At 63.3% G+C, this 22382-nt stretch carries 22 protein-coding genes, 1 tRNA gene and 1 pseudogene; 2 read left to right on the forward strand and 22 right to left on the reverse strand.

What is annotated here, in order from left to right; genetic code table 11:
- Positions 1-15 precede the first annotated feature (15 nt).
- The 22 genes from ACEN88_RS03105 to ACEN88_RS03210 form a co-directional block, all read right to left on the reverse strand.
- Positions 16-336, reverse strand: coding sequence for a DUF2818 family protein (locus ACEN88_RS03105; protein WP_413337351.1), 321 nt, complete (start codon positions 334-336; stop codon positions 16-18).
- 7 nt (positions 337-343) lie between these two features.
- Positions 344-1870 (reverse strand): NADH-quinone oxidoreductase subunit NuoN, encoded by a 1527-nt coding sequence (gene nuoN / locus ACEN88_RS03110; RefSeq protein WP_413337352.1) that lies wholly within the window; start codon positions 1868-1870, stop codon positions 344-346.
- Positions 1871-1890: 20 nt separating this feature from the next.
- Complete coding sequence (locus ACEN88_RS03115) at positions 1891-3414, reverse strand: NADH-quinone oxidoreductase subunit M (protein ID WP_413337353.1); 1524 nt, start codon at positions 3412-3414, stop codon at positions 1891-1893.
- Positions 3415-3430: 16 nt separating this feature from the next.
- Positions 3431-5542 carry an NADH-quinone oxidoreductase subunit L gene (nuoL, locus tag ACEN88_RS03120; protein ID WP_413337354.1) on the reverse strand — a complete coding sequence of 704 codons (2112 nt, stop codon included), beginning with the start codon at positions 5540-5542 and terminating at the stop codon, positions 3431-3433.
- A gap of 45 nt (positions 5543-5587) precedes the next feature.
- A complete protein-coding gene (gene nuoK, locus ACEN88_RS03125) occupies positions 5588-5896 on the reverse strand; it encodes an NADH-quinone oxidoreductase subunit NuoK (RefSeq protein WP_029757428.1) in 309 nt (102 codons plus the stop codon).
- Positions 5893-6558, reverse strand: coding sequence for an NADH-quinone oxidoreductase subunit J (locus ACEN88_RS03130; RefSeq protein WP_413337355.1), 666 nt, complete (start codon positions 6556-6558; stop codon positions 5893-5895). Before ACEN88_RS03130 ends, nuoK begins: the two co-directional genes overlap by 4 nt.
- A 26-nt stretch (positions 6559-6584) precedes the next feature.
- On the reverse strand, positions 6585-7073 hold the full coding sequence (gene nuoI / locus ACEN88_RS03135) for an NADH-quinone oxidoreductase subunit NuoI (RefSeq protein ID WP_029757430.1): 489 nt from the start codon (positions 7071-7073) through the stop codon (positions 6585-6587).
- A 13-nt stretch (positions 7074-7086) separates the two neighbouring features.
- Entirely contained in the window at positions 7087-8169 is a 1083-nt protein-coding gene (gene nuoH, locus ACEN88_RS03140; protein WP_413337356.1) for an NADH-quinone oxidoreductase subunit NuoH, read from the reverse strand.
- Positions 8170-8190: 21 nt separating this feature from the next.
- The gene (nuoG, locus tag ACEN88_RS03145) at positions 8191-10521 is read right to left on the reverse strand and encodes an NADH-quinone oxidoreductase subunit NuoG (protein WP_413337357.1); all 2331 of its coding nucleotides are present in this window, start codon (positions 10519-10521) and stop codon (positions 8191-8193) included.
- 21 nt (positions 10522-10542) lie between these two features.
- A complete protein-coding gene (gene nuoF, locus ACEN88_RS03150; protein WP_259447695.1) occupies positions 10543-11838 on the reverse strand; it encodes an NADH-quinone oxidoreductase subunit NuoF in 1296 nt (431 codons plus the stop codon).
- Positions 11835-12311 carry an NADH-quinone oxidoreductase subunit NuoE gene (gene nuoE / locus ACEN88_RS03155; RefSeq protein WP_036230634.1) on the reverse strand — a complete coding sequence of 159 codons (477 nt, stop codon included), beginning with the start codon at positions 12309-12311 and terminating at the stop codon, positions 11835-11837. The genes nuoF and nuoE overlap by 4 nt, the downstream gene beginning before the upstream one ends.
- Positions 12312-12328: 17 nt before the next feature.
- Positions 12329-13582: an NADH-quinone oxidoreductase subunit D gene (locus ACEN88_RS03160; RefSeq protein WP_413337358.1), complete on the reverse strand. Its 1254-nt coding sequence runs from the start codon at positions 13580-13582 to the stop codon at positions 12329-12331.
- Positions 13582-14175 carry an NADH-quinone oxidoreductase subunit C gene (locus tag ACEN88_RS03165; protein ID WP_259447698.1) on the reverse strand — a complete coding sequence of 198 codons (594 nt, stop codon included), beginning with the start codon at positions 14173-14175 and terminating at the stop codon, positions 13582-13584. Before ACEN88_RS03165 ends, ACEN88_RS03160 begins: the two co-directional genes overlap by 1 nt.
- 18 nt (positions 14176-14193) lie before the next feature.
- Positions 14194-14670 (reverse strand): NuoB/complex I 20 kDa subunit family protein, encoded by a 477-nt coding sequence (locus ACEN88_RS03170; protein ID WP_036230641.1) that lies wholly within the window; start codon positions 14668-14670, stop codon positions 14194-14196.
- A gap of 3 nt (positions 14671-14673) precedes the next feature.
- Positions 14674-15033: an NADH-quinone oxidoreductase subunit A gene (locus ACEN88_RS03175; RefSeq protein WP_056137041.1), complete on the reverse strand. Its 360-nt coding sequence runs from the start codon at positions 15031-15033 to the stop codon at positions 14674-14676.
- 297 nt (positions 15034-15330) lie between these two features.
- Positions 15331-15415, reverse strand: a tRNA-Leu gene (locus ACEN88_RS03180).
- Between the two features lie 209 nt (positions 15416-15624).
- A complete protein-coding gene (secG, locus tag ACEN88_RS03185) occupies positions 15625-16065 on the reverse strand; it encodes a preprotein translocase subunit SecG (protein WP_413337359.1) in 441 nt (146 codons plus the stop codon).
- 171 nt (positions 16066-16236) lie between these two features.
- Positions 16237-16995: a triose-phosphate isomerase gene (tpiA, locus tag ACEN88_RS03190; RefSeq protein ID WP_413337360.1), complete on the reverse strand. Its 759-nt coding sequence runs from the start codon at positions 16993-16995 to the stop codon at positions 16237-16239.
- Between the two features lie 112 nt (positions 16996-17107).
- Positions 17108-18094: an NAD(P)H-quinone oxidoreductase gene (locus ACEN88_RS03195; RefSeq protein ID WP_413337361.1), complete on the reverse strand. Its 987-nt coding sequence runs from the start codon at positions 18092-18094 to the stop codon at positions 17108-17110.
- Positions 18095-18403: 309 nt separating this feature from the next.
- Positions 18404-18733 carry a KGG domain-containing protein gene (locus tag ACEN88_RS03200; RefSeq protein WP_413337362.1) on the reverse strand — a complete coding sequence of 110 codons (330 nt, stop codon included), beginning with the start codon at positions 18731-18733 and terminating at the stop codon, positions 18404-18406.
- Positions 18734-18901: 168 nt separating this feature from the next.
- Positions 18902-19516, reverse strand: a complete 615-nt coding sequence (locus ACEN88_RS03205; protein WP_413337363.1) for a tetratricopeptide repeat protein — start codon at positions 19514-19516, stop codon at positions 18902-18904.
- A 62-nt stretch (positions 19517-19578) separates the two neighbouring features.
- Positions 19579-20352 carry a GIN domain-containing protein gene (locus ACEN88_RS03210; protein WP_056137030.1) on the reverse strand — a complete coding sequence of 258 codons (774 nt, stop codon included), beginning with the start codon at positions 20350-20352 and terminating at the stop codon, positions 19579-19581.
- 304 nt (positions 20353-20656) lie between these two features.
- Here ACEN88_RS03210 and ACEN88_RS03215 point away from each other — a divergent pair, with 304 nt between their 5' ends.
- Together ACEN88_RS03215 and ACEN88_RS03220 are read left to right on the forward strand one after the other, a co-directional pair.
- Positions 20657-22009 (forward strand): M16 family metallopeptidase, encoded by a 1353-nt coding sequence (locus ACEN88_RS03215; RefSeq protein ID WP_413337364.1) that lies wholly within the window; start codon positions 20657-20659, stop codon positions 22007-22009.
- Between the two features lie 11 nt (positions 22010-22020).
- A pseudogene (locus ACEN88_RS03220) lies at positions 22021-22382 on the forward strand (insulinase family protein); the annotation flags it as partial.

Genomic DNA, 22382 nt, shown 5'->3' on the forward strand with positions numbered 1-22382 from the left:
CATGGACGCTGGTGCTCAGCCGCGGCGCTTGCGCAGATATCTTAAAACGAAACCTGGGAAGGCCAGCACGACGAACAGGCAGGCGGTGATCGCATAGAACTCCCAGGTCTGGGGGAACGCGGTACCGATGCGGGATTCGAGGGCGTGGGCCAGCGCGCCGACGACGAAGTATAGAACAACCAGCTCGAGCAGGCGCACGACGAAGTATTTCGCGTGCGCCTTGTTGAGTGCCGGCTTCACGGGAATGAAGCCGAGCACGCTCTCGTTGAGGAACGGCAGGTTGGCGAACGCGAGTGCGACCGCGATCACCAACCAGCTGGCCAGGGAGGCGTCCACCGTGGCCTTACGACTTCAGCGTGAGGGACATCGCCGACAGGCAGGCCGCCAGCAGCGGGCCCGGCAGGATGCCCAGGATCACGACGAGGATGCCGTTCAGCGACAGCACGACGCGCATGTCCAGCGGGGTCGAGATCGGCGACGCATCGGCCACCTCGTCGAACCACATGACTTTCACGACGCGCAGGTAGTAGAACGCACCCACCAGCGACGCGGCCACGGCGATGATCGCGAGCCACAGCTGGCCCGAACCGACGACGACGTCCAGCACGGCCCACTTGGCCATGAAGCCCATCATCGGCGGCACGCCGGCCAGCGAGAACATCAGGGCGGTCATGACGAGCGCGTACCACGGGCTGCGCTTGGCCAGGCCCTTGAAGTCGGCCAGTTCTTCCGCCTCGTGGCCCGAGCGCGCCAGCATCATGATGATGCCGAAGGTGCCCAGCGTGGTCAGCACGTAGGTGATCGTGTAGTACATCGAGGCGCTGTAGGCGTTGGCGATGTTCGCGGCGTTCGTGGCATCGCGGGTGCCGACGACGCCGGCCATCATGCCCAGCAGGACGAAGCCCAGCTGCGCGATGGTCGAGTAGGCCAGCATGCGCTTCAGGTTGGTCTGCGCGATCGCGGTCAGGTTACCGACCAGCAGCGACAGCACGGCCAGCGCCAGCAGCATCTGCTGCCAGTCGATCGCCAGCGGCAGCAGGCCTTCGACCAGGATGCGGATCATCATCGCGAACGATGCCAGCTTGGGTGCGGCGCCCAGCAGCAGCGTGACGGCGGTCGGCGAGCCCTGGTAGACGTCCGGGACCCACATGTGGAACGGGACGGCGCCCAGCTTGAAGGCCATGCCGGCCACGACGAACACGAGGCCGAACACGAGGATCGTGTGGTTGGCGGCGTTGCTCGACACCAGCTTGGCGATCGTCGTGATGTCCAGCGAACCGGTGGCGCCGTAGATCATCGAGATACCGTAGAGCATGAAGCCCGAGGCCAGCGAACCCAGGATGAAGTACTTCATCGAGGCTTCGGTCGAGATCGCATGGTCGCGGCGCATCGCCACCAGCGCGTACAGCGACAGCGACATCAGTTCCAGGCCCAGGTAGATCGGCAGCATGTTGTTACCAGAGATCATGATCATCTGGCCCAGCAGCGTAAACAGCGCGAGCACGTAGAACTCGCCACCCATGTTGCCCGACATCATGCCGCGGTCGGCGGTGTACTGGCGCGAGTAGACGAGGGTCACGCCCACGGCCAGGTAGGTGAACAGCTTGAGCAGGTTCGCCATCGGGTCCGACACGAACATGTTGTAGAACGTGTAGGTCGTCGTGCCGGCCTTGAAGTCGGCGTAGGTGATCACCGCGCAGCCCACCAGGGTGAGCAGCGACAGTGCGTAGGTCGGCGTGCGCTTGCCTTCCTTCTGAAACATGTCGATCAGAAGGATGGCGCAGGACGCGATGACCAGGAAGATTTCTGCAGAGACCGGCCCCAGGTTGTTGGCGGCCAGCACGGCTTGGGTGTTAATCATCGGATTCATATCGTTGTTGTGCCTCTATCTCAGTGCGCGGCGACAGCAGCCACTGCCTGGGGCAGCTTGCTGACCGACACGTGCTGCAGCAGGTCCGCGACCGACACTTGCAGCGCGTCGGTGAACGGCGCCGGATACAGGCCCATGTAGATGGTCAGGATTGCGAGCACGCCCAGCATGAAGAACTCGCGGCCGTTCAGGTCGGTCAGTTCGGCCACGTGCTTGTTGCCGATCTTGCCGAACACGACGCGCTTGACCATCCACAGCGAGTACGCCGCGCCCAGGATCAGGGCGGTGGCGGCCAGCAGGCCGGTCCAGAAGTTGAACTTGACGGCGCCCAGGATGACCATGAACTCGCCCACGAAGCCCGACGTCGCCGGCAGGCCGCAGTTGGCCATCGCGAACAGCACGGAGAACGCGGCGAACTTCGGCATCACGTTGACGACGCCGCCGTAGTCGGCGATCTGGCGCGAGTGCAGGCGGTCGTACAGCACGCCGATGCACAGGAACATGGCGCCCGACACGAAGCCGTGCGAGATCATCTGCACGATACCGCCCTGCACGCCGATCTCGTTGAAGATGAAGAAGCCGAGCGTGACGAAGCCCATGTGGGCGATCGACGAGTACGCGACCAGTTTCTTCATGTCGACCTGCACCATCGCGACCAGGCCGATGTAGATCACGGCGATCAGGGACAGCACGATGATCAGCGGGGCCAGGTAGTGCGACGCGTCAGGCGCGATCGGCAGCGAGAAACGGAGGAAACCGTAGCCGCCCAGCTTCAGCATGATCGCGGCCAGCACGACGGAACCGCCGGTCGGCGCTTCCACGTGGGCGTCCGGCAGCCAGGTGTGCACCGGCCACATCGGCACCTTGACGGCGAACGCCATCAGGAACGCGACGAAGATCAGGACTTGTTCCTTCATCGTCAGCGGCAGGTTGTGCCATGCCAGGATGTCGAAGCTGCCGTTCGATTTGTTGTACAGGTAGATGATCGCGATCAGCGTCAGCAGCGAGCCCATGAACGTGTACAGGAAGAACTTGAACGACGCATACACGCGGTTCGGGCCGCCGAACACACCGATGATGATGAACATCGGGATCAGCGTGGCTTCGAAGAAGAAGTAGAACAGCAGGCCGTCCAGCGCGACGAACACGCCGATCATCAGGCCCGACAGCAGCAGGAACGAACCCATGTACTGGGCCACGCGTTCCTGGATCACTTCCCAGGCCGAGATCACCACGATGATCGTGATGAAGGCGGTCAGCGGCACGAACCAGAGGCTCAGGCCGTCGATACCCAGGTAGTACTGGATGTTGAAGCGCGAGATCCAGGCGGCTTTTTCCACGAACTGCGGGCCGTGGGCCGTGTTGCTGAATTGCGTGAACAGCGGGATCGTCGGCAAAAAGCTGATGATCGAACCGGCCAGCGCCAGCAGGCGGGTAAAGCCCGCGCGGCTGTCGCGACCGACGGCCAGCACGATGACGCCGCACAGGATCGGCAGCCAGACGGACAGGCTCAGGTAAGGAGGAAAGGTCGAAATAGACTGCATCTTGTTTTTCTCTCTTTTAAGCGTGCCAGAACGGGAAGAAGTACAGCAGCGTACCCAGCACGCCCAGGATCATCACGAACGCATAGTGGTAGATGTAACCAGTCTGGAACGTACGGACGATGGTCGAGAACCAGCCCACGAGCTTCGCGGAACCGTTGACGACGAGCCCGTCGATCAGCGCGCGGTCGCCCACCTGCCACAGGCCCTTGCCCAGCAGGCGTGCGCCGCCGGCGAACACGACTTCGTTGAACTTGTCCATGTAGTACTTGTTGTCCAGCAGCGTGTGGATCGGACGCAGCGCCTTGTAGAAGGCCGCCGGCACGCGCGGATTGATCATGTAGCAGTAGTAAGCGGCGACGACGCCGGCCAGGGCCAGCATGAACGGCAGCGACGTGAACGCATGCACGCCCATCGCGGCGGCGCCGTGGAACTCGTGCGCCAGTTCTTCCATCGCCGGGTGACGCTCGGCGTTGATATAGATGACGTTCTTGAAGAAGTCGCCGAACAGCATCGGGCCGATCGCGAAGAAGCCGATGATGACGGACGGGATCGCCAGCAGGATCAGCGGCAGCGTCACGACCAGCGGCGACTCGTGCGGCTTCTGGCCCGGAGCCAGGCCGTGGTGGCCGTGGTCGTCCTCGTCCTCTTCATGATGGGCAGTGGCCTCGTGCAGTGCGGTCGGGTCCTTGCCTTCGCCGTTATGTGCGTGGTCGTCGTGGTGGGCGTGGCCGTGGTCATGCGCCTTGCCGAAACGCTCCTCGCCGTGGAAGACCAGGAAATACATGCGGAACGAGTAGAACGCGGTCACGAACACGCCGGCGATGACGGCGAAGTACGCGAAGCCCGAACCCCACAGGTGCGACGCATGCACCGCTTCGATGATCGAATCCTTCGAATAGAAACCGGCGAAGAACGGCGTACCGATCAGTGCCAGCGAACCCAGCAGCGACGTGATCCAGGTGATCGGCATGTACTTGCGCAGGCCGCCCATGTTGCGCATGTCCTGGTCGTGGTGCATGCCGATGATGACGGAACCGGCACCAAGGAACAGCAGCGCCTTGAAGAACGCGTGGGTCATCAGGTGGAACACGGCGACGTTATAGGCCGACACGCCCAGCGCGACCGTCATGTAGCCCAGCTGCGACAGCGTGGAGTACGCGACGACGCGCTTGATGTCGTTCTGGATGATGCCCAGGAAGCCCATGAACAGCGCGGTGATCGAGCCGATGACGACGATGAACGACAGTGCCGTATCCGACAGCTCGAACAGCGGCGACATGCGGGTCACCATGAAGATGCCGGCGGTAACCATCGTCGCGGCGTGGATCAGTGCCGAGATCGGGGTCGGGCCTTCCATCGAGTCCGGCAGCCAGACGTGCAGCGGGAACTGCGCCGACTTGCCCATCGCGCCGATGAACAGGCAGATGCAGGCAGCCGTCAGCAGCGGCCAGGTCGTGCCCGGCACGAACATGGCCGACAGCGCGTTCGCCTTGAGGAACGTCTCGTCGTAGTTCATCGTGCCGGTGGCGGCCAGCAGCAGGCCGATGCCGAGGATGAAGCCGAAGTCGCCGACGCGGTTCACGAGGAACGCCTTCATGTTCGCGAAGATCGCGGTCGGACGCGTGTACCAGAAGCCGATCAGCAGGTACGAGACCAGGCCCACCGCTTCCCAGCCGAAGAACAGCTGCAGGAAGTTGTTGGACATGACCAGCATCAGCATCGAGAACGTGAACAGCGAGATGTACGAGAAGAAGCGGTTGTAGCCGTCGTCTTCCGCCATGTAGCCGATCGTGTAGATGTGGACCATCAGCGACACGGACGTGACGACGCACATCATCATCGCGGACAGCGCGTCGATCTTGAAGCCGACCGACATCTTCATGGTGCCGATCGTCATCCAGGTGTAGAGGTCGCCGTTGAATGTGGCGCCGTCGATGACCTGGTTCAGCGTCATGATCGAGATGACCATGGCGATGAACACGCCCAGGATGGTCGCGGAGTGCGACACCACGCGGCCGACCACGTTGCCGAAGAACTTGGTGCCGAGCAGGCCGGCGATCGCCGAGCCCGCGAGCGGCGCCAGTGGCACCGCCAGCAAGAGATTAGGGTTAATAATTTGCCCCGCCATGTTGAACCTTTTGTGTATTTATCAGGAGGTTGACAGACAAACCGCTTAGCCCTTCAGGCTGTCGAGGTCTTCCACGTTGATCGTGTCCAGGTTACGGAACAGGACCACCAGGATCGCCAGGCCGATCGCCGATTCGGCGGCCGCGACAGTCAGGATGAAGAACACGAAGATCTGCCCTGCCGCGTCGCCCAGATAATGCGAGAACGCCACAAAGTTCAGGTTCACCGCCAGCAGCATCAGTTCGATGGCCATCAGCAGGATGATGATGTTCTTCCGGTTCAGGAAAATGCCGATCACGGAGATCGCGAACAGGATCGCGCCCAGGATCAGGTAGTGAGCGAGCGACAGGGTCATTGCGCCTCCTTGTTGGCAGCAGCAGCGGCCGCAGCGGCGGCAACAGCCGCGTCGTCGATCGCTTTCTGGTTCACCGTCTGCATCTTGACGATCTTCAGACGGTCGTTACGCTTGACGCGGACGGCGAGGCCCGGGTCGATGGCTTTGGTGTCCTTGCGCTTGCGCAGGGTCAGCGCCACGGCGGCGATGATGGCGACCAGCAGGATCAGGCCGGCGATCTCGAAACCGTAGATGTACTGGGTGTAGATCAGGCGGCCCAGTTCATGCGTGCCGCCGATGTGGCCCACGGCCGACTCGGCCGGCGCATCGCCCTGGCCCAGGAAGCCGCGCCACAGCACGGCGGCCATTTCCAGCACGATCAGCGCGCCGACGCCCGACGCCACCGGGAGGTAGCCCCAGAAGCCTTCGCGCATGCGGTCGATGTTAATGTCGAGCATCATCACGACGAACAGGAACAGCACCATGACGGCGCCGACGTAGACCAGTACCAGCACGATGGCCAGGAACTCGGCCTTGAGCAGCATCCAGATACCGGCAGCGTTGAAGAACGCGAGCACCAGGAACAGCGCGGCGTGGACCGGGTTCTTGGCGGTAATGACGCGCAACCCGGCCAGCACCATCACGGCCGAGAACACGTAGAACAGAACAGTTGTGAAATCCATGACTTACGCAGGAGCCCTCTTGTTATTTATCGATACTTGGCATCGGCTTCGCGTGCGGCGGCGATGTCGTTCTCGTAGCGATCGCCCACGGCCAGCAGCATTTCCTTGGTGTAGTACAGGTCGCCGCGTTTTTCGCCGTGGTATTCCAGCACTTGCGTCTCGACGATCGAATCGACCGGGCAGGACTCTTCGCAGAAACCGCAGAAGATGCACTTGGTCAGGTCGATGTCGTAGCGCGTCGTGCGGCGGGTGCCGTCTTCGCGCTGCGCCGATTCGATCGTGATGGCCATCGCCGGGCACACGGCTTCGCACAGCTTGCACGCGATGCAGCGCTCTTCCCCGTTGGGGTAGCGGCGCAGCGCATGCAGGCCGCGGAAGCGCGGCGAGATGGGGGTCTTTTCTTCCGGGTACTGAACCGTGATCTTGCGCGAGAACGCGTACTTGCCGGTCAGGGCCAGACCTTTAATCAGCTCGGACAGCATCAGGCTGCCGAGGATCTCTTTAACTCGTGTCATTTTGTGTGCTTCCTTACTTCCAGATGTTCCACGGCGTCTGCATCCAGCCAGCCACCAGCACCAGCCAGATCAGGGTCAGCGGAATGAACACTTTCCAGCCGAGACGCATGATCTGGTCATAGCGGTAGCGCGGGAACGTGCCGCGGACCCAGATGAACAGCGAGACGATCAGGAACATCTTCGCGAACAGCCAGAAGAAACCGCCGATGGCGCCGAATTCCAGGAACGAGAACGGTGCGGACCAGCCGCCCAGGAACATGATCGATGCCAGCGTGCCGACGAGGATCATGTTGGCGTATTCGGCCAGCATGAACATCGCGTACGACATGCCCGAGTATTCGACCATGTGGCCGGCCACGATTTCCGATTCGCCTTCCACCACGTCGAACGGGTGGCGGTTGCACTCGGCCAGGCCGGACGTGATGTAGATGATGAACAGCGGCAGCAACGGCAGCCAGTTCCACGACAGGAAGTTCGCGCCGTGGGCGGCGAACATGCCGCGCTCCTGGCTGGCGACGATGTCCGAGAAGTTCAGCGAGCCCGACACCATCAGCACGACGACCATCACGAAGCCCATCGGGATTTCGTACGAGATCATCTGCGCCGATGCGCGCATCGCGCCCATGAACGAGTACTTCGAGTTCGCGGACCAGCCGGCGATGATGATGCCGTACACCTCCATCGACGTGATGGCCAGCAGCAGCAGCAGGCCGGCATTCACGTTGGCGAGGGCCGCTTGCGGGCCGAACGGGATGACCGACCATGCGGCCAGCGCCGGCATGATGGTCATCAGCGGGCCGATGACGAACAGGCTCGTCGTGGCTTTCGCCGGGATCACGATTTCCTTCAGCAGCAGCTTCAGGGCGTCCGAGATCGGCTGCAGCAGGCCGGCGGGGCCGACGCGGTTCGGGCCGATACGGATGTGGATCCAGCCGATCAGCTTGCGCTCCCACAGCACGAGATAGGCCACGAGGCCCATCAGCGGCAGCAGGACGACGACGATTTTCAGCAGCGTCCACACGAGCGGCCACGCCGTCGTGCCGAGCAGGCTCGCGCCGCTGCTGTTCAGGTTGTTGATCATGTCAGGTACCGACATTTTGCTTGGGCTCCCCTGCTTTTATGCTTTAGCTACGTTGATCGGACCGAACATGTCGCCCAGTACCGAAGTCGATTCGTGGGCGGCCGCGACACGCACGACGTTCGCCGGCAGGCGCGCGTCGATATTGGCCGTCAGCACGACACTGCCCTGCCCTTGCGATACCGTGACCTGGTCGCCGGCGTTCACGCCCAGCTTTTCAGCCAGTGCCGCCGAGATGGTGGCCAGCGGCGCCTGGCCGTCGGCCGTGCGCAGCAGCGGTTCGGAACGGCGCGCGACGGCGTCGGCGAAGTGGATCGGCACGTCGGCCAGGCGCTCGAGCTGCTCGCCATTGCCGAAGAAGGCGCCCGTCGGGGCGATCCTGGCGACGTTGTTCAGCTTCGCGGACAGGTCCGTGTTGCCCTTACCGAGCGCTTCGTCGCGGATCGATTCCGAGTTCTCGTAATCGAAGCCTTGCAGGCCCAGCAGGTTGCCCAGCACGCGCAGCACTTTCCAGGCCGGACGGGTTTCGCCCAGCGGCTTGACGGTGCCGTTGAAGCTCTGTGCGCGGCCTTCGCAGTTGACGAACGTACCGGCGGTCTCGCTGAACGGCGAGATCGGCAGCAGCACGTCGGCGTACTCGGTGCCGTGCTTGAACGCGGACATCGCGACGACCATCTCGGCGCCCTTCAGCGCCTTGAGGGCTTGCGCCGGGTTGGCGGCATCCAGTTCCGGTTCCGCGTTCAGCAGCACGTAGGCTTTCTTCGGCTGCGCGAACAGGTTCGCGGCGTTCTTCGACGTGGCGTTGACCAGGTAACCGCCGACCGTGTTGGCGGCGTCGACGAAGTAACCGAACTTGGCGCCCGTCTCGGCGGCGATCCACTCGGCAACGGCGTGCAGCTTCGATGCCTGCGGGTGGTACATCGCGGCATTGCCCAGCAGGACAGCGCCCGGCAGGTCGGCAGCGTTCTCGACGACCAGCGTCGCAGCGACAGCCTTGGCGGCGTCGCCGGCGGTCACGCCCTCGAAACCCGCCGGCGCGGCGATGCCTTTTGCTGCAGCGACGGCGACGGCGATTTCCGTCAGCGCGGCCAGCCAGTCGCTCGGTGCGGCGACGATGCGGTTCGCGGTCGGGATCAGGTTGTCGTCGGCCGAGCCGTGGACGATAGCCAGCTTGGCGCCCGACTTGACGGCGGCGCGCAGGCGCGTCGCGGCCAGCGGGTGGTCTTTGCGCAGGAACGAGCCGACGACCAGCACGCGCGACAGCGTCGACAGTTCGGCGATCGGCATGCCCAGGTGCGGGACGACTTTACCGTCCAGCGCGAAGTCGGTCTGGCGCAGGCGGAAGTCGACGTTCTCGATGCCGAAGCCACGCATGGCTTTCTGCAGCAGGAACAGCTCTTCGACCGTCGAGTGCGCGGTGCCGATGGCGGCGATGCTATCGGCGCCGTGCTCGTGGCGGATGTTGCGCAGGCCGTGGGCGACGTATTCCAGCGCCGTCTGCCAGTCGGTCTCGATCCACTTGCCGTCCTGCTTGATCATCGGCTGCGTGAGGCGCGACGCGTTGTCGAGGGCTTCGTACGAGAAGCGGTCCTTGTCGGAGATCCAGCACTCGTTGATGTTCTCGTTTTCCAGCGGCAGCACGCGCATCACTTTACCGCCCTTGACCTGGACGATCAGGTTCGAGCCCAGCGAATCGTGCGGCGACACCGAACGGCGGCGCTGCAGTTCCCACGGACGTGCGGAATAACGGAACGGCTTGCTGGTCAGCGCGCCGACCGGGCACAGGTCGATCATGTTGCCCGACACTTCCGAGTCGACCGACTTGCCCACGAACGTCGTGATTTCCGAGTGCTCGCCGCGGCCCAGCATGCCGAACTCCATCACGCCGGCCACTTCCTGGCCGAAGCGCACGCAGCGGGTGCACTGGATGCAGCGGCTCATCTCTTCCATCGAGATCAGCGGGCCGGCTTCCTTCGGCGCCACGACGCGTTTTTCTTCCTGGTAGCGCGATTCGCCCTTGCCGTAGCCGACCGCGAGATCCTGCAGCTGGCATTCGCCGCCCTGGTCGCAGATCGGGCAATCCAGCGGGTGGTTAATCAGCAGGAATTCCATGACGGATTTCTGCGCCTGCACGGCCTTGTCGCTGTGCGTGCGCACGATCATGCCCGGGGACACCGGGGTGGCGCAGGCAGGCAGCGGCTTCGGCGCTTTTTCCACTTCCACGAGGCACATGCGGCAGTTCGCCGCGATGGACAGCTTCTTGTGGTAGCAGAAGTGCGGGATGTAGCTTCCCAGTTTGTTTGCGGCGTCCATCACCATCGAACCCGGTGGGACTTCGACTTTCTTGCCGTCTAATTCGATTTCAACCATTTGATCGTTACCTGACCTGGTTTAGAGGTAAGTCGGCACCAGGCAGTGCTTGTGCTCGACGTGATATTCAAATTCTTCGCGGAAGTTCTTGATCATGGCGCGAACCGGCATCGCGGCGGCATCGCCCAGTGCGCAAATGGTGCGGCCCTGGATGTTGTCGGCGATCGAGTTCAGCATGTCCATGTCTTCCGGACGACCCTGGCCATGTTCGATGCGGTGGACCATGCGGTACATCCAGCCCGTACCTTCACGGCACGGCGTGCACTGGCCGCACGATTCCTCGTAGTAGAAGTAGGACAGGCGCAGCAGCGACTTGACCATGCAGCGGGTCTCGTCCATGACGATCACCGCACCCGAACCCAGCATCGAACCGGCCTTGGCGATCGAGTCGTAGTCCAGGTCGGTCTGCATCATGACGTCGCCGCGCACGACCGGTGCCGACGAACCGCCCGGAATGACGGCCTTGATCTTCTTGCCACCACGCATGCCGCCGGCCAGCTCCATCAGCTTGGCGAACGGCGTGCCCAGCGGGACTTCGTAGTTGCCCGGACGCTCGACGTCGCCGGAGATCGAGAAGATCTTCGTGCCGCCGTTGTTCGGCTTGCCCAGCCCCATGTACTCGGCGGCGCCCATGTTCAGGATGAACGGGACGGCTGCGAACGTTTCCGTGTTGTTGATCGTGGTCGGCTTGCCGTACAGGCCGAACGAGGCCGGGAACGGCGGCTTGAAGCGCGGCTGGCCCTTCTTGCCTTCCAGCGATTCCAGCAGCGCGGTTTCTTCGCCGCAGATGTAGGCGCCGTAGCCGTGGTGCGCGTGCAGCTGGAACGAGAACTCCGAACCCATGATCTTGTCGCCCAGGAAGCCGGCGGCGCGCGCCTCTTCCAGCGCCTCTTCGAAGCGCAGGTATTCCTGGAAGATCTCGCCGTGGATGTAGTTGTAGCCCACGGTGATGCCCATCGCGTACGCACCGATGGCCATGCCTTCGATCAGCGCGTGCGGGTTGTAGCGGATGATGTCGCGGTCCTTGAACGTGCCCGGTTCGCCTTCGTCGGTGTTGCAGACGAGGTATTTCTGGCCCGGGAACTGGCGCGGCATGAAGCTCCACTTCAGGCCGGTCGGGAAGCCCGCGCCGCCGCGGCCGCGCAGGCCGGACGTCTTCAGGTCGGCGATGATCGCCTCGGGCGTGATCTTCTCTTCCAGGATGCGGCGCAGCGCGGAATAGCCGCCGCGCTTGACGTAGTCTTCCAGGTGCCAGTTGTCGCCGTTCAGATCCTTCAGGATCAGCGGATTGATGTGGCGGTCGTGCAGGCTGGTCATTTGTTCAGTTCCTCCAGCAGGGCGTCGATCTTCTCGTCCGACATGAACGAGCACATGCGGTGGTTATTCACCAGCATGACCGGCGCATCGCCGCAGGCGCCCATGCACTCGCCTTCCAGCAGGGTGAACTGGCCGTCTTCGGTCGTGTCGCGGAAATTGATGCCCAGGGCATCCTTGATGCGCTGGGCGGCACGCTCGCCGCCCGACAACGCGCACGGCAGGTTGGTGCACACGGTGATCTTGTGCTTGCCGACCGGCTTGATGTTGTACATGTTGTAGAAGGTGGCCACTTCCTGGACGGCGATGGCGGGCATGCCGATGTAGTCGGCCACTTCCTGCATCGTTTCCGGCGACAGCCAGCCCTTTTCGACCTGCGCGTGGGCCAGCGCGGCCATCACGGCCGACTGGCGCTGGTCGGCCGGATACTTGGCCAACTCGCGGTCGATTTTTTTCAAGCACTGCTCAGATAACATAATCTTTTCTACCCTTCTTATCGGTCGATCGAGCCGAACACGATGTCCTGCGTACCGATGATGGTGACGGCGTCGGCGATCATGTGACCGCGCGCCATTTCATCGAGCGATTGCAGGTGGACATAGTCCGGGGTGCGGATCTTCAGGCGGTACGGCTTGTTGGCGCCGTCCGAGACGATATAAATGCCGAACTCGCCCTTCGGATGTTCGATGGCCGCGTAGGCTTCGCCCGGCGGGACGTGGAAGCCTTCGGTGAACAGCTTGAAGTGGTGGATCAGCGATTCCATGTTGGTCTTCATGTCCACGCGCGATGGCGGGGCGACCTTGTGGTTGTTCGTCATGACCGGGCCCGGGTTGGCGCGCAGCCAGGCGATGCATTGCTTGATGATGCGGTTCGACTGGCGCAGTTCCTCGATGCGCACGAGGTAACGGTCGTACGAGTCGCCGTTGGTGCCGACCGGGACGTCGAATTCGACCTTGTCGTACGCGGCGTATGGCTGCACCTTGCGCAGGTCCCAGGCGATGCCCGAGCCGCGCAGCATCGGGCCCGAGAAGCCCATGCCCATCGCGTCTTCCGGCGTCACGACGCCGATGCCGACGGTACGCTGTTTCCAGATACGGTTGTCGGTCAGCAGGGTCTCGTATTCGTCGACATAGCCGTCGAAGCGCTTCGTGAACGAGTCGATGAAGTCCAGTACGGAGCCCTGGCGGGTCTCGTTCAGTTCGTCGATGGCCTTCTTGCTGCGCAGCGGCGATTCGCGGTGGCGCGGCATCACGTCCGGCAGGTCGCGGTACACGCCGCCCGGGCGGTAGTAGGCCGCGTGCATGCGCGCGCCCGACACGGCTTCGTACACGTCGAACAGGTCTTCGCGGTCGCGGAACGCGTACAGGAACGGGCCCATCGCACCGATGTCGAGCGCGTGCGCGCCCAGCCACATCAGGTGGTTCAGGATACGGGTGATCTCGTCGAACATCGTGCGGATGTACTGCGCACGGATCGGCACTTCGATGCCCAGCAGCTTCTCGATGGCCAGCACGTAGCCGTGCTCGTTGCACATCATCGAGACGTAGTCGAGGCGGTCCATGTACGGCACGGACTGCAGGTAGGTGCGGGTCTCGGCCAGCTTCTCGGTGCCGCGGTGCAGCAGGCCGATGTGGGGGTCGGCACGCTGGATGACCTCGCCGTCCAGTTCCAGCACGAGACGCAGCACGCCGTGCGCTGCCGGGTGCTGCGGACCAAAGTTCAGGGTGTAATTCTTAAGCTCAGCCATTATTTCATCCCGTAGGTTTCTTCGCGGATCACGCGCGGAATGTTTTCGCGCGGCTCGATCGTCACGGGTTGGTAGATCACGCGTTTCTGCTCGGGGTCGTAACGCATCTCGACATAGCCCGAGATCGGGAAGTCCTTGCGGAACGGGTGGCCGATGAAGCCGTAGTCGGTGAGGATGCGGCGCAGGTCACCGTGGCCCTCGAACAGGATGCCGAACAGGTCGAACGCTTCACGCTCGAACCAGTTGGCGTTGCGCCAGACGCTCGTGACGGAGTCGACCAGCGGCATGTCGTCGTCCGGGCAGAACACGCGGACGCGCACACGCCAGTTGTGCTCGATCGACAGCAGGTGCGACACGACGGCGAAACGCAAACCGTCCCACGTGCCTTCGCCGTAGGACGAGTAGTCGACGCCGCACAGGTCGACGAGTTCCTGGAAACGCAGCGCGGGATCGTCGCGCAGCTTTTGCATGGAGGCCAGGTAGTCACTGGCCTTCACCACTACCGTTACTTCGCCCAGCGCCACGGTAATGGCAGCGCCCTCGCCCAGAGCATTCTTCAGGGCGAGTTCGAGGGCTTCGATTTTTGTCGTCATGGTTGAAACCGGCTTGGATTATCGCGCGATGGTATTGGTGCGCTGGATCTTATTCTGGAGCTGGATGATGCCGTACAACAGGGCCTCGGCGGTCGGCGGGCAGCCCGGGACGTAGACGTCGACCGGCACGATGCGGTCGCAGCCGCGCACGACGGAGTACGAGTAGTGGTAGTAGCCGCCGCCGTTGGCGCACGAACCCATCGAGATGACCCAGCGCGGCTCGGCCATCTGGTCGTACACCTTGCGCAGCGCAGGTGCCATCTTGTTGCACAGGGTACCGGCCACGATCATCACGTCGGACTGGCGCGGCGACGGGCGGAACACAACGCCGAAACGGTCGAGGTCATAGCGCGCGGCACCCGCGTGCATCATCTCGACCGCACAGCATGCCAGGCCGAACGTCATGGGCCACATCGACCCGGTACGCGCCCAGTTGATCAGTTTGTCGGCTGTGGTAGTGACAAAACCTTCGTTTAAAACGCCTTCAATAGCCATGGCTTATTCCCAATCAAGGGCACCTTTCTTCCAGATGTACCAGAAGCCGACGATGAATTCGACGATGAACACCATCATCGTCAGGAATCCAGGCAGGCCCAGGTCGCGCATCGAAACGCCCCAAGGGAAGAAGAATGCCGTTTCCAGATCAAACAAAATAAACAGGATCGCGACCAGGTAGTACCGGACGTCGAACTTCATGCGCGCGTCTTCGAAGGCTTCGAAGCCGCATTCATACGGAGAGAGCTTGGCGGGGTCGGGGCGATGCGGACCGACGACACGGCCCAGCACCTGCGATGCGACGCCGACGACGGTGCCGATCACGATGAAGAGTAAGACGGGGAAGTAGTTCTCGAGGTTCACGATGAAGCCTTAGTTGAACGATCGGTTGAAAAAACACTGCAGGGGCTGCAGTACCGCATCGCGCAATCCTGGCTATTGGCCTACACCAGGATCGTACGACTGGAGACTCTCAATCACCTGTTCCGCGTTGCCGATCCCGACCTTCGAGGCTCGCCGCACGTTCGTACGACCGGGCTTCTCGGGCCAGAAGCGCCGCCGCAGGGGACGGTTCTTCAAAGCCTCCGACAGATCCTCGTAAAAAAGCCAGCTAGTGCTAACGAGCGGAAGCTCATGCGCCCTAGCTGGCTTCTTGTATCTTGGTGCCGACGGCGAGACTCGAACTCGCACAGCTTGCGCCACTACCCCCTCAAGATAGCGTGTCTACCAATTTCACCACGTCGGCTGGAGACCAGTATTCTACTCTGACTTAGCAGCATTTTTCAATGCTCAAATTGCGCTAAACCAAGAAAAAATACTCTTTTTCTCAACTTTATAAAACTTGTGTTTACGGCGGACCGAGTCGAGAGTCCGGTCGCCGGCGCTGGCGGACCGAAGCCCGCAGAATGTTACACCACCCTGCTCGCGCTTGCAGGAAGTGGCCGCGCCGCAAAATTACTTGGCAGGCGCGGGTGCCGGAGCAGCCGGTGCGGCTGCCGGCGCAGGCGCCGGCACGTCCTGCGTGGCCGACGGTGCAGGCGCAGCAGGTGCCGGAGCCGGTGCGGTCGTCGGGACGGCATCGCCTGCGCCGGCGGGAACCTTGGCGGCCGGGACCGTCACGCGTTCCATCACGCCGCCGCCGACACTCGCGTGCGGACGGTTGGTGCCGAAGTACGCGAGACCCAGCGTCGACGCGAAGAAGATCGCGGCGGCGACGGCCGTCGATTTCGACAGGAAGTTCGACGAACCGCTGGCGCCGAACAGGCTGCCGGACGCGCCGGAACCGAAGGCGGCGCCCATGTCCGCGCCCTTGCCGTGCTGGACGAGCACGAGACCGATGATGGCCAGTGCGGAGATGACCTGTACGACGACGATCAGATTGAACAACACGTTCATTGTTTATTCCATTCCAAGGTTGACTACGTTTGCAAAAAACTTTGCTCTACGTCGTCCCCGCGAAAGCGGGGCCCCATACTGAGCCGACCACATTGGCTCAGCATGGATTCCCGCCTGCGCGGGAATGACGGTGTTTCATCGCCCGGACTGGAATACCAACCCAAGCATCATTCAGGCGGCGTGTATGATGGCAAGAAAATCTTCCGCCCTCAAGGCCGCGCCTCCGATCAGCCCGCCATCGATATCCGGCTGGGCCAGCAGTTCCTTCGCATTCTCCGGCTTCATGCTGCCGCCATACAGAATCGGTACGACTTCCGCCGCTTCCGCGTTGCGCGCCTTCAGTTGCGCGCGCAATTGCGCATGCACTTCCTGCGCCATCGCCGGCGTCGCGTTCCTGCCAGTGCCGATGGCCCACACGGGCTCATAGGCCACGACGATCTTCGCCACCGATGCCGCGTCGAGCGCTTCCAGCACCGCGTCGAGCTGGGCGGCGACTACCTGCGCCGTCTCGCCCGCCTCGCGCTGCTCCAGCGTTTCGCCGACGCACACGATCGGGGTCATCCCTTCGGCCAGTACCGCCTGCGCCTTTTTTGCCACCAGCGCGCTGTCTTCGCGGTGGTAGGCGCGGCGCTCGGAATGGCCGACGATCACGTAGCGGCAACCGAACTCGGTCAGCATCTTCGCGCACACTTCGCCAGTGTACGCGCCGGACGCGTGCATCGACACGTCCTGCGCACCCCAGGCGACCGGCGTACCGGTCAGCACGTCTTCGCACTGCTGCAGATACGGCGTGGGCACGCAAACCGCGCACAAGGCGGACGAACCGCGGCGCGCATTGTCGAGGCCGGCGACGATCCCCTTCAGCAAAGCTTCATTGGCCGCGCGGCTGCCATTCATCTTCCAGTTGCCTACGATGAGCTTGGCACGCATTACAACCTCACGGTCAAATAACCCGTTATTGTAACGGGCGTTGAAAAACCGGTCAAACCGGGCCTGGCACGGTTGTTCAGTCGCTTATTCATTGTATTTTTCATTGTCTTGTTCAGTGCCCGGCGACACGCAGCATGATCTTGCCCACGTGCGCGCTGCTTTCCATCAGCGTGTGCGCGGCGGCGGCTTCTTCGAGCGGGAACGTCTTGTAGATGACGGGTTTTATTCGGCCAGCTGCCAGCAGCGGCCACACGCGCTCGCGCAACTCGCGCGCGATCTGTGCCTTGAACGCCACCGGGCGCGGACGCAAGGTGGAACCCGTGATCGTCAGGCGGCGGCGCAGCACCTGGCCCAGGTCGACGTTCGCCTTCGCCCCGCCCAGCAGGGCGATGATGACGATGCGGCCGTCGTCCGCGAGGCATGACACCTCGCGCGCCACATAGTCGCCGCCGACCATGTCGAGCACGACGTCGACGCCCTTCCCGCCCGTCAGTTCCTTGACGATGGGCGCGAAGTCCTCGGTCTTGTAGTTGATCGCCCGCTCGGCGCCCAGGTCTTCGCACGCGCGGCATTTGTCGGCGCTGCCGGCCGTCGCGAACACGCGGCGGCCCAGCGCCTTCGCCAGCTGGATCGCCGTGGTACCGATACCGGAGCTGCCGCCCTGCACGAGCAGCGTCTCGCCTTCGCCCAGCGCGCCGCGCTGGAACACGTTGCTCCACACGGTGAAGAAGGTTTCCGGCAGCGCGGCCGCCTCGAGCGCCGTCAAGCCTTGCGGCACCGGCAGGCATTGCGCGAGCGGCGCCGCGCAGTACTCGGCATAGCCGCCGCCCTGCACGAGGGCGCAGACGAGGTCGCCTTTCCTGAATCCGCTGTCGCCGAGGTCGCCGTCGACGATCTCGCCGGCCACTTCGAGGCCCGGCAGGTCGGACGCGCCGGGCGGGACGGGATACTGGCCCAGCCGCTGGAACACGTCAGGCCGGTTGACGCCGGCCGCGTGGACGCGGATGAGGATTTCGCCCGGCTTCAGCTCGGGCATGGGGCGCTCGCAAGGCTGAAGCACCTCGGGCCCACCGGGTTGGACAATTTCGATAGCACGCATGGCATACCCTAGTTAAATGATGAGCAATGTTACCCCATTGGCCCTGATCACCCAAGCATGCCGCGCCAGAAAATGGCTGCTATCGCTAACAATGAGCAAGAAAATGCTCATTTAATGACAAAATGTAGTAAATTTACTGCATAGCTCACAGATCGTGTAGTAGCCGGCCGGACGTACGAAACGACACCGCCAGCCTCGAAGGGCTGGCGGTGTCGGGAACGTCATGGGTGCGATACAGAACGGCCGGGCAGCATGCGAGCTCACCGGCGACGCCAGTGCACGCGGCCTGCCCGCCGCGTCCGGGTCACATCACTTCTTGTCGTTCTTGTGGCTCTGCGAGCCGGCCTTGGCGTGCTGCTCCGGCGTGCCGCCGCGGGTGCTGTTGCCGCTTTGCTGGCTGCCGCCACCGCCCTGGTTCTGCTGGCTGCCGCCGTCGTTCTTGTGGCTCATCGAGCCGGCACGGCGTGCCTCTTCCGACGTGAACTCGTGGGCGTTGCCCGAGGCGTGCGCAGCCTTGCCGCCTTCCGAGGCGATTTCACGCTGCTTCTGCGGGTCCATCGATGCGAAACCGCGGTTGCTGGTGTCGCCGCTCTGGTTGTTGCCCTTGTTGCCGCCTTGATTGTTGCCTTGGTTTGCCATGATTGCCTCCAATGGTTGAGTTGTCGTAAAGCTCATGAAAACTGCTTCAGAGGTCCTCATCGTAGCCCCGAGAAGGCGAGCGGAACACCAAGGTTTGGCCATGCGCGCGTAGGACGATGCCTCATACCCGGGTCGGCATCGTCCTTACATTTGAGGGCAACAGAAAGTTCAGGAACCGCCGTTGCCCGTGTGCGATTGCGTCGGCAGCGGCGTGCCCGGTTTCCAGTTGCGCGACATCGATTGCGCTTCGTCGATCTGTTCCTGGCTCATTTGCTTGACGAGCGAAGCGCGCTGCTCGATGGCATTGCGGTGGCCGTTGGCGGCCGCCAGGTTGCACAGCATGTAGGCGATGACGAGGTCCTGCGGCATGCCCGCCACGTGGTAGCGGTACATCAGGGCGAGCGCGTGCTGGGCATCCGGATGGCCCTGCTCGGCGGCCTTGCGGAACCACTGCACGGCCAGTTTCTGGTCCTGGGGCACGGCATTGCCCGTGTAGTACATGGCGCCGATCACGTATTGCGCGTCGGCCTTGCCCTGCACGGCCGCCTTGTAGTGCCAGGCGAACGCCTGCTTGTAGTCGCGCGGCACGCCGCGGCCCATGTAGTACATCAGGCCCAGCAAATGCTCCGCGTCCGCGTTGCCAGCCTTGGCAAGCGGCGTGATTTCCTTCAGGGCCAGCGCATAGTTGCGGGCATTGTAGGCATTGGCGCCCTCCGCGAGGCCCGCCATCGCACTACCGTGCAGGCCCAGCGCGAACAGGATCGCAACGGTCAGTTTTCTCATCGTCTCGTTCGGATTCGTGAGGCCTCGCCTCTTTGTTCTTTTGTTTCGAGATAAATCTTCTTTTACTTCCAGCTCACTTTCCCCAGCCCGTCGACCGCGACCTTGCGGTTCTGGGGCTTCCCGTACACCGTGACGGAACCCATGCCGGACAAATTCAGGTTCGCGTTCTGGCGCGCCGTCACGCGCGCGTTGCCGAGGCCGGACAGGTCGATGTCGACGGAGTCCGCGTTACACTGCTGCGCGTCGAGGTTGCCCAGACCGCCCAGGTCGGCCTTCAGCCATTTCGCGCGTCCTGCCAGCGAGATGTAGCCCGCACCCTGCAGGTTCAGTTCGACGCCCTCCCCGTTCAGGCCCTGCATCTCCATGCTGCCGATGCCGCCCAGGCTGGCCCGCACGAGGCGGTAGCTGCCCGCGATCTTCATCGAGCCGGCGCCGTCCAGGGTCAGTTCCAGCTCGTCGCCGGAAAAGCCGGAAATATCCGTCGTCCCGAGGCTTTCGGACGTCACCGCCCGTAGGGCCGGCAACACCAGTTCCGCATGGAGCGAGCCGGTGCGTACGTGGCCGCGGATGTCCGTATCGATGTTCAGCGTATCGCCGTTCTGCGACGTCATCGTGCGCTCCAGGTAGCGCGATTCGCCCTTGAGCGTCAGGGCCGGCGTGGCACCCTGGCGGATCTTCAGGTCGACGGCGCCGTCGACCTTGACCCGTACGACGCGGGCATCGACGGGCCGCGTTTCGGTCGCGAGGTCCGGGGCGGCATGCGCGAGCCCAAGGACGAACAACTGCGCGACACACAGGGCGGCACCGACGGGGGCGAGCGAGAAAATCCTGTTCATCCGATTCTCCGAATTCCTGTTTTTGTTTTGTAAGGGTTGGTGTTTATGGAAAACAGGATAAACGGACGGCCCCGCCCGGCCCAGCGAATTGCGACGAACTGCAAAAATGACCACCTGAGCGACACCGGGGGCGGGCTGGCATGCATGGGCGAGCCGGTCATTATCGCGCGCCGGGCCGCCTTCAAATGTCACCGTTTGTCACCGTTTGTCATCGATGTATGTATCAACATTTCATGCCGGCCCTGCATTTGTTGCGTTAAGATAAATTCGATGCCCTGCCCCATAACTTCATAAAAGGTGATCAATGCGCCTGCGCTACCTGCCCGCCCTGCTGGCCGGCGTGTCGCTCTCGCTGACCGCGGCTGCCGCGACCAGCGACCAGTGGACCCTGCCGGTCAACGTCAAGAAGCTCGACAACGGCCTGACGGTCGTCGTCTCCGAAGACCATAGTTCGCCGACCGTCGGCGTGTCCGTCGTGTACCACGTCGGCATGCGCCTGGAGCCGCGCAACCGCACCGGCTTCGCCCACCTGTTCGAGCACCTGATGTTCCAGGGCACGCCGAATGCGCCGAAGGGCGTGTTCGACCGCGCCATCACGGGCGGCGGCGGCAACAACAACGGCTCCACGCGTCCCGACTTCACGAACTACATCGAGACGGCGCCCGTGTCGTCGCTCGAGCCGATCCTGTGGCTCGAGGCGGACCGCATGAAGACCCTCGACTTCAACCCGGCCACCCTGAAGAACCAGCAGGACGTGGTCAAGGAAGAGATCCGCGTGAACGTCAAGAACAAGCCGTACGGCGGCTTCTTCTGGCTCGACATCAGCCAGCTCGCGTTCCAGAAATGGGAGAACAACCACGACGGCTACGGCAGCTTCGAAGACCTCGAAGGCGCGAACCTCGACGACGTGCGCGCCTTCCACCGCGACTACTACGGCCCGAACAACGCCGTGCTGGCGATCGCCGGCGACGTCACGCCCGCGCAGGCCTTCGCGCTCGCGCAGAAGTACTTCGGCGGCATCGCGGCCCGCCCCGTGCCGAAAGGCTCCGACTTCACGGAAGGCCTGAACACACAGGAAAAACGCATCGAGCAAAGCGACGCGCTGGCGCAGGTGCCGGCCGTCGCCGTCGGCTGGAAAGTGCCGCCGCAGGGCAGCGCGGACCAGGCGCCGATGGCCGTGCTGTCCGAACTGCTGGCGGGCGGCGACGCGTCGCTGTTCTACCTGAATCTCGTCAAGGGCCGCGAGATCGCGCTGAACGTCCAGGGCGGCTTCGGCCTCACCGGTCCGTTCGAATACGGCGGCCCCACCCTGTTCACCGTGTTCGGCCTGTACAAGCCGAACAGCAGCGCCGACGCGATGCTGGCCGCGATGGACGCGCAGATCGCGAAAGTGGTCAAGGACGGCGTCGACGCCGCCACGCTGAAGCGCGTGAAGACCCGCATGCTCGCGGACTGGAACAACGACCTGGAAAACATCCTGTCGCGCGCCGACACGCTCGCCAAGCTGCAGACGCTGTGGGGCGACGCCAACGTCGTCAACAAGGTGCCCGGCTGGATCGAGGGCGTGACGTCCGCCGACCTGCAGCGCGTGGCCGCCACGTATTTGACGAAGGCGAACCGCACCGTCATCGACCGCAAACCGGCAGTCAAGAAATGAGGAGCGCCCCGATGAAACAACTGATGCTGACGATGATCGTGGGTGCCTTGTTCGCCCACTCGGCCCAGGCCGCGGACGTGCCGAAAGAAACGATGCCGGCCGCGATGCCGGCCTACGCAAAAGACAAACCGCTGCCCGTGCCGCACATCGGCAAGAAGACCTTGTCGAATGGCCTGCAGGTGTGGATCGTGCCGCGCACCGGCATCCCGCGCGTGGACATGGTGCTGGCCGTGCGCGACGCGGGCTTCGCCGCCGACGATGCGAAACACCCGGGCTTCGCCGAACTGCTGGCCGGCCTGCTGAATGAAGGCACGGCTAAACGCGACTCGCGCGCGATCGCGGAAGCGGCCCAGGGCATGGGCGGCTCCGTGGC

It is taken from the genome of Massilia sp. CT11-108 (genome assembly GCF_047302915.1).
GTDB classification, from domain to species: Bacteria; Pseudomonadota; Gammaproteobacteria; order Burkholderiales; family Burkholderiaceae_D; genus Telluria; species Telluria orientalis.